General features: G+C 58.9%; 13 protein-coding genes. 7 read left to right on the forward strand and 6 right to left on the reverse strand.

Features of this window, described 5'->3' with window-relative positions; genetic code table 11:
• Positions 1–49 precede the first annotated feature (49 nt).
• Genes ACQG11_RS19030 through xthA form a run of 5 tightly spaced genes read right to left on the reverse strand, consistent with a single transcriptional unit; the run spans position 50 to position 4,844 of the window.
• Positions 50–670: an ATP-binding cassette domain-containing protein gene (locus tag ACQG11_RS19030; protein WP_126292073.1), complete on the reverse strand. Its 621-nt coding sequence runs from the start codon at positions 668–670 to the stop codon at positions 50–52.
• Positions 670–2,199: an ABC transporter permease subunit gene (locus ACQG11_RS19035; RefSeq protein ID WP_063150460.1), complete on the reverse strand. Its 1,530-nt coding sequence runs from the start codon at positions 2,197–2,199 to the stop codon at positions 670–672. The genes ACQG11_RS19030 and ACQG11_RS19035 overlap by 1 nt, the downstream gene beginning before the upstream one ends.
• Positions 2,172–3,341, reverse strand: a complete 1,170-nt coding sequence (locus tag ACQG11_RS19040; RefSeq protein ID WP_192935506.1) for an ABC transporter substrate-binding protein — start codon at positions 3,339–3,341, stop codon at positions 2,172–2,174. Before ACQG11_RS19040 ends, ACQG11_RS19035 begins: the two co-directional genes overlap by 28 nt.
• Positions 3,342–3,347: 6 nt before the next feature.
• Complete coding sequence (locus ACQG11_RS19045; RefSeq protein WP_032624404.1) at positions 3,348–4,031, reverse strand: TVP38/TMEM64 family protein; 684 nt, start codon at positions 4,029–4,031, stop codon at positions 3,348–3,350.
• 6 nt (positions 4,032–4,037) lie between these two features.
• Positions 4,038–4,844 (reverse strand): exodeoxyribonuclease III, encoded by an 807-nt coding sequence (gene xthA, locus ACQG11_RS19050; protein WP_023299900.1) that lies wholly within the window; start codon positions 4,842–4,844, stop codon positions 4,038–4,040.
• A 433-nt stretch (positions 4,845–5,277) separates the two neighbouring features.
• Between xthA and astC the strand changes: the two genes are divergently transcribed.
• The 7 genes from astC to ves all read left to right on the forward strand — a co-directional run bounded on the left by astC (position 5,278) and on the right by ves (position 12,857).
• On the forward strand, positions 5,278–6,498 hold the full coding sequence (gene astC / locus ACQG11_RS19055) for a succinylornithine/acetylornithine transaminase (RefSeq protein ID WP_022647809.1): 1,221 nt from the start codon (positions 5,278–5,280) through the stop codon (positions 6,496–6,498).
• Complete coding sequence (gene astA / locus ACQG11_RS19060; protein ID WP_426728665.1) at positions 6,495–7,529, forward strand: arginine N-succinyltransferase; 1,035 nt, start codon at positions 6,495–6,497, stop codon at positions 7,527–7,529. The genes astC and astA overlap by 4 nt, the downstream gene beginning before the upstream one ends.
• Positions 7,526–9,013, forward strand: a complete 1,488-nt coding sequence (astD, locus tag ACQG11_RS19065) for a succinylglutamate-semialdehyde dehydrogenase (protein ID WP_252065747.1) — start codon at positions 7,526–7,528, stop codon at positions 9,011–9,013. The genes astA and astD overlap by 4 nt, the downstream gene beginning before the upstream one ends.
• Positions 9,000–10,325, forward strand: coding sequence for an N-succinylarginine dihydrolase (gene astB / locus ACQG11_RS19070; RefSeq protein WP_063152001.1), 1,326 nt, complete (start codon positions 9,000–9,002; stop codon positions 10,323–10,325). The genes astD and astB overlap by 14 nt, the downstream gene beginning before the upstream one ends.
• Before the next feature lie 9 nt (positions 10,326–10,334).
• Positions 10,335–11,300 (forward strand): succinylglutamate desuccinylase, encoded by a 966-nt coding sequence (astE, locus tag ACQG11_RS19075; protein ID WP_038415886.1) that lies wholly within the window; start codon positions 10,335–10,337, stop codon positions 11,298–11,300.
• A 337-nt stretch (positions 11,301–11,637) separates the two neighbouring features.
• Positions 11,638–12,132 (forward strand): ATP-independent periplasmic protein-refolding chaperone Spy, encoded by a 495-nt coding sequence (gene spy, locus ACQG11_RS19080; protein ID WP_426728666.1) that lies wholly within the window; start codon positions 11,638–11,640, stop codon positions 12,130–12,132.
• Positions 12,133–12,299: 167 nt separating this feature from the next.
• Positions 12,300–12,857: an environmental stress-induced protein Ves gene (gene ves, locus ACQG11_RS19085; RefSeq protein WP_022647815.1), complete on the forward strand. Its 558-nt coding sequence runs from the start codon at positions 12,300–12,302 to the stop codon at positions 12,855–12,857.
• Here the strand turns inward: ves and cho are convergent.
• Positions 12,835–13,713: an excinuclease Cho gene (cho, locus tag ACQG11_RS19090; RefSeq protein ID WP_426728667.1), complete on the reverse strand. Its 879-nt coding sequence runs from the start codon at positions 13,711–13,713 to the stop codon at positions 12,835–12,837. The two genes, ves and cho, sit on opposite strands and share 23 nt — an antisense overlap.
• Positions 13,714–13,741 lie beyond the last annotated feature (28 nt).

Raw genomic sequence — 13,741 nt, forward strand, 5'->3', positions numbered from 1 at the left:
AGGGTGGCATTGTCGTCTCTCCTGAAGCCAAAAACATTGCGTTAGCACATTATTGCCAGCGAGAAATCTCAAACACCTCTCCGCCGGGCGGGATATCTTCCTCATCATGCGTGACCAGCACCACCGGGATCTTGCGCTGGCGAGTGGTTTCGAATACCCACGCCCGGAATGAAGCGCGGAGCGTTTTATCCAGTCGGCTGAACGGTTCGTCGAGCAGCAATGCCTGCGGCTGGGCGAGAAGGGCGCGCAGCAGGCTGACCCGGGCGCGCTCGCCGCCGGAAAGGGTCGCCGGATCGCTGGCGTAGAGGTTTGCCAGCCCGGCAGATTCAAGAGCCTGTTCTACCGCGTCGCGCCGCGCGCGTCCGGCAATGTGCGCCGGCAACGCCAGCATCAGGTTTTGCCCCACGCTGAAGGCGTCAAACAGCAGGGCGTCCTGAAACAGAATGCCGATCCCGCGCGTTTCCACGGGGAGCAGATCGCAGCGTCGATCGTTCAGCCACAGCTCGCCGTGCGCCTTAAAATCAGTGGATAGCGCCCCCACCATCCAGGCGAAAAGGGTCGATTTCCCGCTCCCGGAGGGTCCCATCAGCGTGAGAATCTCCCCTGCCGGGACGCGGAAGTTGACCTCACGTAAGAGTGGCGCAATGGTGAGATTTTTCACGTTCAGCATTAACGTAATCCTTGTCTGTGACGGCCCACGAACCGGGCGAGCAGCGCGGCAAGGGCAAATACGCTGCTGGTTAACAGCAACAGACCCAGCGCCCGGCTGGCGAGGATCGGAACGCTGCCGCCGCTGCTGAGGGCGACCGCCTCCGTCGTCAGAGTAGTAAAACGACCCGCTCCCAGCCAGAGGGTGGGCATGTACTGGGCCATGCTCACGGAAAAGCCGGTCGCAAAGGCCAGCAGGGCCGGACGAACCATCAGGGGACATTTCACTAACCAGAAAATTTTCGCCTGTCGCCAGCCCAGCGTTCTGGCGGTGAGGATAAGCCGGGGATCGAGCCTGCGCCAGGCCGGTTGCAGCACCAGGAGCATCCACGGGAGAACCCAGAGCATATGGCTCCAGAGCACCGCAGCGTACTGGCCGTCGATGCCCAGCCACAGCGCCACGGCATACTGCCCGGACACGAGGGGCAGCGCCGGGAGGGCAAGCGGCAGCCAGATCCACACCGCGCCGCGCTGGGGTCCCCACTCAAGCCAGATCATGAGGATGGCCAGCGCTGTCAGGCTGGACAGCAGTCCCAGTGAAAGGCTGTCGCTGACGGGGCCGATGTCGCCCCGGCGTGCCAGCATCAGCAGAACCAGCGCACAGAGCACGCCGCACAGCGGCAGTAACCCGCCCAGCGTCCGTGCGGGCAACGCGGTATGCGAAGCGCGACGTACCCCCGAGACGTCAGGCTGGGCGCGCCGCCAAGCCGTCCAGAGGCTGTATCCCACCGCGGCAAGTGCGGCCAGCAGCAGGAGCAACACCAGACACAGCAACGTTCCTTTTGACTGCTGCTGCGCATCGCCCTGGGTGAGCCACTGCCAGGCCAGCACCGCCAGCGTAGGTGGGTTGCCCGGCCCGAGCACGATCGCCACATCCACCACGGAAAGCGACCAGGCGAGCACCGCCAGCATCACGGCGCCCAGCGCGGGGGCGATAGCCGGGAGGACGAGCCAGTTAAGCGCCTGCATTCGTCCGTAGCCGAAGGTATGCAGGACAATTTTCTGCTGTGCGAGGCGCTTTTCAGGCAGTGCGGCGTAGATTGCCCACAGAACGAACGCGCTCTCTTTGACCGCAAGCGTCAGGCCAAGCCCGATACCGTAGCGGTCAAGCTGCGGCGAACAGACTGTACAGATCCGGTAAAACTGACCGCCTTCCGCAAACAGCAGCAGCGCGCTGGTGGCGAAGGCGACGTGCGGCACGGCTAACAGCCACGGCAGACGGGTGCTCAGGCGCTGCCAGCCATCACCCGGCCAGAGAAGCGCAAGCAGGCTCAGGGCGATAAACAGTGAACCCAGCGTCGCGATGAGGGTTGATACCAGCGTAGCGGCCAGCGCCTGCGGCAGCTGCGGGTCGGCAAACAGCGCCGCCCAGTTACTGAGAGAAAACGCCGGGGCCAGCAGCATGCCGCTGGCGGGAAGCAGTGGCAGATAGATGACCGCCATTGCCGCCCATACCAGCCCGCTTAGCGGGTTCCGTAGCGGCGAAGCCATTCCTGCTCCAGGGCGTTAACCCAGGCGGCGTGCGGTTCGGGAAGCACATCAGGCGTGCCTGAAGGGGTAAAGGCATGAAGCTGTTTTGCCGCTTTCGCAGGTAGTTTGGCACCATCCAGCACGCTCGGGTCACCCCAGACGGCAGGATCGGCTTTGCGGATCTGCGCCTGCGGTGACAGCAGGAAATTTGCCACCACTTTCGCCCCTGCGCTCGCACTGGCATTTGCCGGGATAGCGACAAAATGGACGTTGCCGATCATGCCTTTGAGAAAGCCGAAACTGTAGCTGTCGGCAGGCAGTTCACCGCTCGCCACCTTTTGCTGCGCGTGGGCGGGGTTAAAGGTGAGCGACAGGTTCAGGCTGCCGCTGGCCAGCAGCGTATCCATGCGCGCAGGCGATGGAGGAAAATCGTTCCCTTCGCGCCACAGCAGGGGATGCAGCGTATCAAGATAGTCCCACAGCGGCGCGGTGATCTCTGCAAAGGTGCCGTCCGGCGCGTTTTTTAACGCCTCCGGATGGGCGGTCAATGCCAGCAGAAGCTGTTCAAGAAACGCCGTGCCGGTAAAATCCGGCGGTCGCGGATAGCTCACCTTGCCAGGGTGCTGCTGAGCGTAAGCCAGCAGCGCGTGGGGATCTGCCGGAGGCGTCGGCGTACTCGCTTTACGGGCGATGAAGGTTAACTGCGCGCCGCCCCATGGGGATTCCGCCCCATCGGTCGGGATGGCAAAATCTTCCGTGACCGGTTTACGGGTATCGACGTAACGCCAGTTGGGCAGGGTTTGCGCCCAGCCGGTGAGCAGCAGGTTTGCCTCCTTCAGCGTGCGGAAGTTTTCCCCGTTTACCCAGAGTAGATCCACCGACCCGTTACTGCTGCGTCCTGCGGCCTGTTCCGTCTGGATCCGCTTCACCGCATCGGCGGCATCGGCCAGATGAACGATCTTCAGGTTAATGGCGTAGTGCGTTTTCATCTCGCCGCTCACCCAGTCGAGGTAGCGGTTAACGGCCTCGTCACCGCCCCAGGCGTTAAACCAGACGGTCTGCCCGGTGGCCTGTTGCTGAATGGATTGCCAGCTTTCTGCGGCGAAGGCAGAGGTTGCCAGCAGCAGACTCGTCAGAAACGCGCAAAAACGCACCCGGCGCATAATGCCTCACTTTTTAATCGAAGGGATGTAACGGGAAAACAGCCAGCGAGTGACCAGCGGTAATAACCCTAATAGTGTAAAGGCGAACAGCAGTCCCGGCGACACAATATCGCGCAGCGTGGTGAGTTTTCCCAGCTCGCGTCCGGCGTTCAGATAAATGACGGTGGCAGGTAGCATCGCAAGCTGGCTGACCCACCAGTAGTGACGCACCTGGATACGTGTTAGCCCCATCAGCAAATTGACCAGAAAGAACGGAAACAACGGCATCAGGCGCAGGGCAAAAAGGTAGCGCGCGCCATCGCGAACCATCCCCACATCGATCGTGTTCATCTGTGCGGCAAAGCGCCGTTGCACCCAGTCACGCAGCAGATAACGGCTGACGAGCATGGCAAGCGTGGCGCCGAGCGTCGAGGCCAATGACACCAACAGCATCGCCTCCCACAGGCTGAAAATCGCCCCGCCGAGCAGCGTCAGAAGCGCGGCCCCGGGTATCGACAGCGCAGAGACCAGAACGTAAACCGCAAAATAGATCAGCGCGCTCTGAAGGGGCGCCTGCTCCACACGATCGAGCAACGTTTGCTGGTGTATTTTTAGCGTGTCGAGGGAGAGCATGCCCGGAGGAAGCAAAACAACGATTAAAACAAATGCGCCCAGAAGGGCGCACAGGAGACTGATTTTTTTTATATTCACTGAGGATTACAGCTTGAACGTTGCCCATACCGGCGCATGGTCGGACGGTTTTTCCATGCTGCGAATATCATAGTCGATACCGGTTTCGATGCAGCGTTCGGCCAGGGGGGCGCTCGCCAGCAGCAGATCAATACGCAGGCCCCGGTTGTCATCGAAGCCTTTAGAGCGGTAGTCAAACCACGAGAAGCGATCCTGCGTCTCCGGGTTAGCGGTGCGGAAGGTATCCACCAGCCCCCAGTCAAGCAAGCGCTGCATCCACTCGCGCTCTTCCGGCAGGAAGGAACATTTCCCGGTGCGCAGCCAGCGCTTGCGGCTGTCTTCGCCAATGCCAATGTCCAGATCAGTCGGGCTGATATTCACATCCCCCATGATCAGCACCGGATTATCTTTGTTGAGTTCGGTCGTAAGGTAGTTTTGCAGATCCTGATAAAATTTGGCTTTGGCCGGGAATTTGGTCGGGTGGTCGCGGCTTTCACCCTGCGGGAAGTAACCATTAATCACAGTGATGTTACCCAGCGGGGAAGGCAGCTCAGCCATGATGAGACGACGCTGTGCTTCTTCACCGTCACCCGGAAAGCCACGACGCACCGACACCGGCGTATCTTTGGTCAGCAGCGCAACGCCGTAGTGGCCTTTCTGACCGTGGTAAAAAACGTTATAGCCCAGCTTCGCTACCTCTTCGAGCGGGAACATATCGTCGTGAACTTTTGTCTCCTGCAAGCCGATCACATCTGGCTGATGTTGCTCAACAATCGCTTCGAGCTGGTGAGGGCGGGCACGCAGGCCGTTGATATTAAAAGAGACAAATTTCATAGTCGCTGCCAATGCAAGGTGAATAGTGCAAGGATGGTAGCAGAATTTACGTCGTCTGTTATCCGCTTCGCCCAATTACTGCGACAGATAATGCCGACGGTGCAATATTTGCACCATTTCGACGCGTTTTGCCCTCGAACAGGGCGTAAAGGACCGATAAATTTCGCGAGCGATCACAATTCCAGAATTATATTTGGCATGTGCATACTCTTTCTTGTTTTCGTGCGGCAAAGCGCCGCTTGCTGTAAAAATATTCACTATTTATGCATTAATAGTGAATAACTCCATATTGTAACTCATTGATATTCTGTTACCCAAATCCGTTTATGCATTTTTATCGCTGGCTGGCACGAACGCTGCAATCTACATTCACAGTGCAAACACTCAATTATTTAACATTTAAACAACCTTTTATTTACCGGATGAGGTCGCTATGTCTCTGTCAGTTACGCGTGAAAATTTCGATGAATGGATGATGCCGGTATACGCTCCGGCGGCTTTTATTCCGGTACGTGGGGAGGGCTCTCGCCTGTGGGATCAGCAGGGCAAAGAGTATATCGACTTTGCGGGTGGGATTGCGGTGAATGCGCTGGGGCATGCAAACCCGGCTCTGCGGCAGGCGCTGAATGATCAGGCGGCGAAATTCTGGCATACCGGCAACGGTTATACCAACGAACCGGCGTTACGTCTGGCGAAGAAGCTGATCGACGCCACTTTCGCAGAAAAAGTCTTTTTCTGTAACTCCGGCGCGGAAGCGAACGAAGCGGCGCTGAAGCTGGCGCGCAAATATGCGCACGATAAATTCGGCCCGCACAAGAGCGGCATCGTAGCCTTTAAAAATGCCTTCCATGGCCGCACGCTGTTTACCGTCAGTGCGGGTGGTCAGCCCTCATATTCTCAGGATTTTGCGCCGCTGCCGCCGGATATCCGTCATGCGGCGTATAACGATTTACACTCTGCCAGCGAGCTGATTGACGACACCACCTGTGCGGTGATTGTCGAGCCCATGCAGGGGGAAGGCGGCGTCATGCCCGCCCAGAAAGCGTTCCTGCAAGGGCTGCGCGAGCTGTGCGATCGGCATAACGCGGTCCTGATTTTTGACGAAGTCCAGACCGGCGTGGGCCGCACGGGTGAGCTGTACGCCTACATGCACTATGGCGTGACCCCGGATGTGCTTTCAACAGCCAAAGCGCTCGGCGGCGGCTTCCCGGTGGGGGCAATGCTGACCACCGATACATTCGCCAGCGTGATGACCGTGGGCACCCATGGCACCACTTACGGCGGTAACCCGCTGGCAACCGCTGTCGCCGGACAGGTGCTGGATATCATCAACACTCCTGAGGTGCTTAGCGGCGTGAAGCAGCGTCACCAGTGGTTTGTTGAGCGTCTTACCGCCATCAATAACCAGACCGGCATGTTCAAAGAGATCCGCGGTCTGGGGCTGTTGATAGGTTGTGAGCTTGCCCCTGAGTTTGCTGGCAAAGCGAAGCTGATTTCACAGGAAGCGGCAAAGCAGGGCGTGATGGTGTTGATTGCCGGCGCTAACGTGGTGCGGTTTGCCCCTGCGCTGATCGTCAGTGAGGAAGAGGTCAGAACCGGGTTAGATCGTTTTGCGCTGGCCTGCGAACAGGTGAAGTCCGGGGTGTCATCATGATGGTCATCCGTCCCGTTGCGCACGGCGATCTCGCCGGGCTTATGCAGCTTGCCGGTAAGACAGGGGGCGGGCTGACCTCGCTGCCTGCCGATGAAAAAACGCTGTCGGCGCGCATTGAGCGCGCCCTGCAAACCTGGCAGGGGACGTTGCCAAAAAGCGAACAGGGCTATGTGTTCGTGCTGGAAGAGACCGACACGGGAACCGTGGCGGGGATTTGCGCCATCGAGGTGGCCGTCGGGCTCAACGATCCGTGGTACAACTACCGCGTCGGCACGATGGTCCACGCCTCGAAAGAGCTGAACGTCTACAACGCGCTTCCGACGCTTTTTCTCTGTAATGACCATACCGGCGCCAGCGAACTCTGCACCCTGTTTCTCGATCCGGACTGGCGCAAAGAGGGTAACGGTTATCTGCTCTCCAAATCGCGCTTCATGTTTATGGCCGCCTTTCGCGACCGCTTCAACGAAAAAGTGGTCGCGGAGATGCGCGGCGTAATTGATGAGACGGGCTACTCGCCGTTCTGGGAGAGCCTGGGCGAACGCTTCTTCTCCATGGAATTCAGCCGGGCGGATTACCTGTGCGGTACCGGTCAGAAGGCGTTTATCGCCGAGTTAATGCCGAAGCATCCTATTTATACCCATTTCTTAACGCCGGAAGCGCAGGCGGTGATCGGCGAAGTTCACCCGCAAACCGCTCCGGCCCGTGCAGTGCTGGAGAAAGAGGGTTTTCGCTACCGTAATTACGTCGACATCTTTGACGGCGGCCCGACGCTGGAATGCGATATTGACCGCGTACGCGCCATCCGAAAAAGCCGCCTGGTTGAGGTTTCAGAAGGCCAGCCCGCGCCGGGCGAGTGGCCAGCCTGCCTGGTCTCGAACGAGAATTACGCCAACTTCCGCGCCATGCTGGTGCGAACCAACCCAACATGCGAGCGTCTGGTACTGACGGCTGCGCAACTGGATGCCCTGAAATGTAACGCTGGCGCCACGGTTCGCCTGGTGCGGCTCTGCCCTGAGGAGAAAACAGCATGACTCTATGGATTAACGGTGACTGGGTAACGGGCGAAGGTGATGCGCGGTCAAAAACTAACCCGGTCGGCCAGGAGGTGCTCTGGTCGGGGAGCGACGCCAGCGCCGGGCAGGTTGAGCAGGCCTGCCAGGCTGCACGCCGCGCGTTTCCGGCATGGGCGAAACGGCCATTCTCCGAGCGCCAGGCGCTGGTTGAGAAATTTGCTGCGCTGCTGGAGGCCAATAAAGCAGAGCTGACCCGCATCATTGCCTGCGAAACCAGCAAGCCGCGCTGGGAGGCAACAACCGAAGTGACGGCGATGATCAATAAAATCGGTATATCGGTGAAGGCGTACCACGCCCGCACCGGTGAGCAGCATACCGGGATGCCGGACGGCGCCGCCACGTTGCGCCACCGTCCGCACGGGGTGTTGGCGGTGTTTGGCCCGTACAACTTCCCCGGGCATCTGCCGAACGGGCATATTGTGCCTGCGCTGCTGGCGGGAAATACCGTCATCTTCAAGCCGAGTGAGTTAACCCCCTTAACCGGAGAAGCAGTAGTAAAACTCTGGGAGCAGGCGGGGCTGCCACCGGGCGTGCTGAATCTGGTGCAGGGCGGGCGTGAAACCGGTCAGGCGCTGAGTGCGCTGAGCGACATTGACGGTCTGCTGTTTACCGGCAGTGCCGGAACGGGTTATCAGCTGCATCGTCAGCTGGCGGGGCAGCCGGAAAAAATTCTGGCGCTGGAGATGGGTGGCAACAACCCGCTGATTGTGGAAGATCCGGATGATATCGATGCTGCGGTCCACCTGACCATTCAGTCGGCATTCATTACCGCCGGACAGCGCTGCACCTGCGCCCGCCGCCTGCTGGTTAAACGCGGCGCGCAGGGGGATGCGTTTCTTAAGCGTCTGGTGGAGGTGAGCGGGCGTCTGGTTCCCGCGAAATGGGACACCGAGCCGCAGCCGTTTATCGGCGGGCTGATCTCCGGGCAGGCGGCGCTGAACGTGCTGAAAGCGTGGCAGGAGCACGTGGCGCGCGGGGCGAAAACCCTGCTGGAGCCGAAGCTGGTTCAGCCGGGCACATCGCTGCTGACGCCGGGGATTATTGAGATGAGTGCGACGAGCAACGTGCCGGATGAAGAGGTCTTTGGCCCGCTGCTGTGCGTCTGGCGCTATGACGATTTTGCATCGGCGATCGAGATGGCCAACAACACCCGCTACGGCCTGTCGAGCGGCCTGATATCCCCGCATCGCGAGAAATTCGACCAGCTGCTGCTGGAAGCGCGCGCCGGGATCGTGAACTGGAACAAACCGCTGACCGGCGCGGCGAGCACCGCGCCGTTTGGTGGCGTAGGGGCATCGGGCAACCATCGCGCCAGCGCCTGGTATGCCGCCGATTACTGCGCGTGGCCGATGGCAAGCCTGGAAACCCCGGCGCTGACGCTGCCGGAGACGTTGAATCCGGGGCTGGATTTTACAGAGGGTGACGCCCATGAAAGCGCGTGAGGTTAACTTTGACGGACTGGTGGGGCTGACGCACCACTATGCCGGGCTGTCGTTCGGCAATGAAGCTTCGACGAAGCACCGTTTCCAGGTCTCGAACCCGAAGCTGGCGGCCAAGCAGGGGCTATTGAAAATGAAGGCGCTGTCCGATGCCGGTTTCCCGCAGGCGGTGATCCCGCCGCAGGAGCGGCCGAACGTGGCCGTGCTGCGCCAGCTGGGCTTCAGCGGTACGGATGAACAGGTGGTTGAAAAAGCCGGTACGCAGTCCCCACAGCTGCTTTCCGCGGCCAGTTCAGCCTCTTCAATGTGGGTAGCGAATGCCGCCACCGTCGCGCCGTCGGCGGATACGCTGGACGGCAAAGTGCATCTGACTGTCGCTAACCTGAACAACAAATTCCACCGCGCCAGCGAAGCGGAGACCACCGGGCGCGTGCTGCGCGCCATTTTTAATCATGATGCGCATTTTGAGGTGCATTCGGCGCTGCCGCAGGTCGCGATGTTTGGCGACGAAGGGGCGGCAAACCACAACCGTCTGGGTGGCGATTACGGCGATCCGGGTTTGCAGCTGTTTATCTATGGACGGGAAGAGGGCGGCCACGCCGCGCCGGTTCGTTATCCGGCGAGACAAACCTTAGCCGCAAGCCAGGCGGTTGCACGGCTGAACCAGGTTAATCCTACTCAGGTGATTTTTGCCCAGCAAAATCCGCAGGTGATCGACCAGGGCGTGTTTCATAACGACGTGATTGCCGTTTCCAACCGTCAGGTGCTGTTCTGCCACGAGCAGGCGTTTGCCCATCAGGAAAAGTTGCTGGCCACGCTGCGCGAACGCGTGCCGGGATTTATGCCGATTCAGGTGCCCACGCAGGCGGTAAGCGTGCAGGATGCGGTCGAAACGTATCTGTTCAACAGCCAACTGCTGAGCCGGGATGACGGCAGCATGATGCTGGTGCTGCCGCAGGAGTCCCGCAACCATCAGGGCGTCTGGCGCTATCTCAGCGAACTGGTGCAGGCGGATAACCCGATTGATGAACTGCGCGTGTTTGATCTGCGGGAAAGTATGGCCAACGGCGGGGGACCGGCGTGCCTGCGACTGCGCGTGGTGTTAACGCCGGAGGAAATGCAGGCCGTGAATCCGGCGGTGATGATGAACGACACGCTGTTCAATACCCTCAATGACTGGGTGGACCGCTACTATCGTGACCGTCTGGTTCAGGCCGATCTGGTTGATCCGCAGCTGCTGCGCGAAGGCCGCGAGGCGCTGGATGCATTATCGACCATCCTGCAACTGGGAGCGGTTTATCCGTTCCAGCGCTAAGGAGACGATATGGAAAACTTTCTGGCGCTGACGCTGGCTGAAGAGACACCGGAGCGGCACGAGGGGGAAGGCCCCTCGTTCCACTGGCGATGGCTGGGGCCGGGCGTGCTTGAACTGACGCCGACGGGGCAATATAACCTGTCGCTGCTGCTTTCTACCGGCATTCACGGGAATGAAACCGCGCCCGTGGAGATTGTCGATCTGTTGCTGCGCGCGCTGTATCGCGCAGAGATCACGCTGCACTGCCGTCTGCTGGTGGTACTGGGAAATCCGCCTGCGCTGGCGCAAAACAAACGGTATCTCGTGAGCGACATCAACCGAATGTTTGGTGGCCGCTGGGCGCAATTTCCACAGAGTGATGAAACGACACGTGCGCAATGGCTGGAGAAGGTGGTCACGGCGTTTTTTGCCGGGGCGGGGGAGACGCGCTGGCACCTCGATCTGCATACCGCCATCCGCGCCTCGTACCACGTACGTTTTGGCGTGTTACCGCAGCGCCATCAGCCGTGGGATGAGGCGTTTCTGACCTGGCTTGGCGACGCGGGACTGGAAGCGCTGGTTTTCCACCAGACGCCGGGCGGCACGTTTACCCACTTCACCTGCGAGAATTTCGGCGCGCTGTCCTGCACGCTGGAGCTGGGAAAAGCGCTGCCGTTCGGGCAAAACGACCTGACGCGTTTTGCCCCTACGCATCAGGCGCTTCGGGCGTTGCTCGCAGGGGTTGCGCCGGAACCCACCCGGGAACCCGTCGTGCGCTATCGGGTCGTACAGCAGATCACGCGTCAAAGTGAAGCTTTCCAGCTTCATATGGCGCCCCATACGCTGAACTTCACGCCGTTTCGCCAGGGCGTCCTGCTGGCGGAAGATGGTGAGACGCGCTATGCGGTACAGAACCCCACGGAATATGTTTTATTTCCTAACCCGTCAGTCGCGTTTGGTTTACGAGCCGGGTTGATGCTGGAAAAAATGCCCTGATCGTCTCCCCTCGCGCAGACCGGAGGGGAAACGAAGAATTAATTTCTTAACGTTAAAAGCGCTCTGGAAGTGTTTGCGGAATATTCCTGGAGAATTGCTTTATTATTAAACGGCACTTCGCTATACTCCTCCATAATCTCTTTGAAATCATCCTTTTGAATATTTTTGTTTCATCTCTCCACGCTTTTTCCTTAATTTCTCCATAATTGGCGAAAACGTGTTTTTTATACTTTCATTGTTTTACCGTTGCTCTGACTAATTGACGATAAACCCCGTAAAGTTAATCTCGTCAACACGGCATAGCGCCGAAGAATAACTGAAAGTAAGGAAAGACATTATGCGTAAATTAACTGCACTGTTTGTTGCCTCTACCCTGGCTCTGGGCGCTACCAGCATGGCGTTCGCCGCCGATACCGCGACCACTACCGCCGCGCCGGCAGAAGGCAAAATGATGATGCATCATAAAGGCAAGCCGGGTATGCATCATGAGATGATGATGTTTAAAGATCTGAACCTGACCGATGCGCAGAAGCAGCAGATCCGCGACATCAGGAAAAGTCAGCGTGACCAGATGAAACGTCCTCCGCTGGAAGAGCGCCGCGCGATGCATGACATCATTGCCAGCGACAGCTTCGACAAAGCAAAAGCAGAAGCGCAGATCGACAAAATGGCCGAGCAGCATAAAGCGCGCATGCTGGGCCACATGGAAACCCAGAACAAGATTTACAACATTCTGACGCCGGAACAGAAAAAGCAATTTAATGCCAATTTTGAGAAGCGTCTGACAGAACGTGCAGCGCCGGAAGGTAAAATGCCTGCACCAGCCGAATAATCGGTTCACTCTCTTAAGACCGCCGGGCTCCTGTCTACACAAGCGAAAACGCTGTGGACAGGACCGGCGGTTTTTCTTTTGCCCCATGCCTAAGGTCTGGCCATACCGTTGCCGATAATACGTCTGTGAAAATGCCCTGGCGCACGGTGCGTCCTTCAGGAGTGGTCATGGAATTCTTTGATATCCGTAAAATACCCGTCAGTCTCTGGCGTAACGGCGCGGGTGAGACGCGTGAGATTTGCTGTTTCCCTCCCGCGACGCGGGATTTTTCCTGGCGGGCCAGCATCGCCTCCATCGCCAGTAACGGCGAATTCTCCGCGTTTCCGGGCGTTGACCGGGTGATTACGCTGCTGGAAGGCGGCGAGGTGACGCTGGATGCGGGGAGGGCGTTTTGCCATACCCTGAAACACCATCAGCCTTACGGCTTTGCGGGCGATTTGACGGTGAAAGCCGTGCTCACGGAGGGGCAGATGTCGATGGATTTCAATGTCATGACCCGACGGGAGCACTGCCAGGCAAAAGTGCGCGTTGCTACCCGGACGTTCACTACCTTCGCATCACGCGGTGGCGTGGCGTTCGTATTAAGCGGCGCCTGGCAACTGGGCGATAAATTACTGACCGCCGATCAGGGCGCCAGCTGGCAAGAGGGCAGCCATACCCTCCGTCTACTGGAAACGAAGGGGTCGCTGCTGTTCAGTGAAATTACCTGGCTGCCGGGTCATTGAGCATGACTATCTCATATTTACCGGTTAACAGCGGCTTACAGAGAATTTTGTAGCCATCCTGATCGAACCCGGCAGGTGTGCGCAGCAGGGCGGCAGCGTCATCCAGACTTTCAACCGCGCCAAGCCAGAGCCAGTTGCGGATGACGTGATAGTGCGTCATCGCATCGCGGGTCTCTTTCAACGCCACCGCGCCTTCCCACGGCCAGCAGTTGACGCTGATTGAGGCCAGGCCAGCCATAAACCGGGCATGATGTTCTTCAACGCTCTCTTTTCCACAGCACGCCCCGGCGCAGCGTTTCAACGCGGAGCGGAAACAGACGCGACCGCGGGTAGTCGCTTCCAGTCCTAACAGTCCGTAACAAAGCTGTAATTCATCAGCAAGGGATTGCAGAGTTTGCAGTGCGGCACGTTTGTTGGCAAACAGACCGTAAAGATTCGGTTCATGCGAAAAATCCACTTCCCGGGCATAAACGACCTGCGGTTTTCCCGCGTTAACCTGCAAGGAACACAGCTGGCGGTTGCGGCGCAGGCGTTTGTTAAACAGCGGCTGCTGTTCCTTGATGAGCCGGGCTTCGAGCAGAAGCGCGCCCAGTTCACCTGCCGTCTCGATCCAGGTGATCCGCCGGGACTGTCTGAGCATCGACGCTTCGTCCGGCGTACGCAGGTGCGACATCACCCGACTGCGGATATTTACGCTTTTGCCGATATAGAGCGGCATGGTGTCGCTGTCGCCGTGGAAGAAATAGACGCCAGGCTGTTTAGGCAGCGCCTCAAGCCAGGGGCGAAGATGCTCGGGATATTCGTAGATAGCCGCCGCTTCAAACTCAAGACGCGGGGCGGATTGACGCCTGCTCACATACTGCTCCATATACTGTTCAGGCATA

It is taken from the genome of Enterobacter cloacae complex sp. 372C4 (assembly GCF_050030615.1).
Lineage (GTDB): Bacteria > Pseudomonadota > Gammaproteobacteria > Enterobacterales > Enterobacteriaceae > Enterobacter > Enterobacter intestinihominis.

Bases quoted from the DNA above. Each gene is read 5' to 3' on its own strand.
- astE (WP_038415886.1), top strand. From the start codon at position 10,335: ATGGAAAACTTTCTGGCGCTGACGCTGGCTGAAGAGACACCGGAGCGG.
- ACQG11_RS19030 (WP_126292073.1), bottom strand. From the start codon at position 670: ATGCTGAACGTGAAAAATCTCACCATTGCGCCACTCTTACGTGAGGTC.
- xthA (WP_023299900.1), bottom strand. From the start codon at position 4,844: ATGAAATTTGTCTCTTTTAATATCAACGGCCTGCGTGCCCGCCCTCAC.
- ACQG11_RS19040 (WP_192935506.1), bottom strand. From the start codon at position 3,341: ATGCGCCGGGTGCGTTTTTGCGCGTTTCTGACGAGTCTGCTGCTGGCA.
- spy (WP_426728666.1), top strand. From the start codon at position 11,638: ATGCGTAAATTAACTGCACTGTTTGTTGCCTCTACCCTGGCTCTGGGC.
- ves (WP_022647815.1), top strand. From the start codon at position 12,300: ATGGAATTCTTTGATATCCGTAAAATACCCGTCAGTCTCTGGCGTAAC.
- astB (WP_063152001.1), top strand. From the start codon at position 9,000: ATGAAAGCGCGTGAGGTTAACTTTGACGGACTGGTGGGGCTGACGCAC.
- ACQG11_RS19035 (WP_063150460.1), bottom strand. From the start codon at position 2,199: ATGGCTTCGCCGCTACGGAACCCGCTAAGCGGGCTGGTATGGGCGGCA.
- astA (WP_426728665.1), top strand. From the start codon at position 6,495: ATGATGGTCATCCGTCCCGTTGCGCACGGCGATCTCGCCGGGCTTATG.
- astC (WP_022647809.1), top strand. From the start codon at position 5,278: ATGTCTCTGTCAGTTACGCGTGAAAATTTCGATGAATGGATGATGCCG.
- astD (WP_252065747.1), top strand. From the start codon at position 7,526: ATGACTCTATGGATTAACGGTGACTGGGTAACGGGCGAAGGTGATGCG.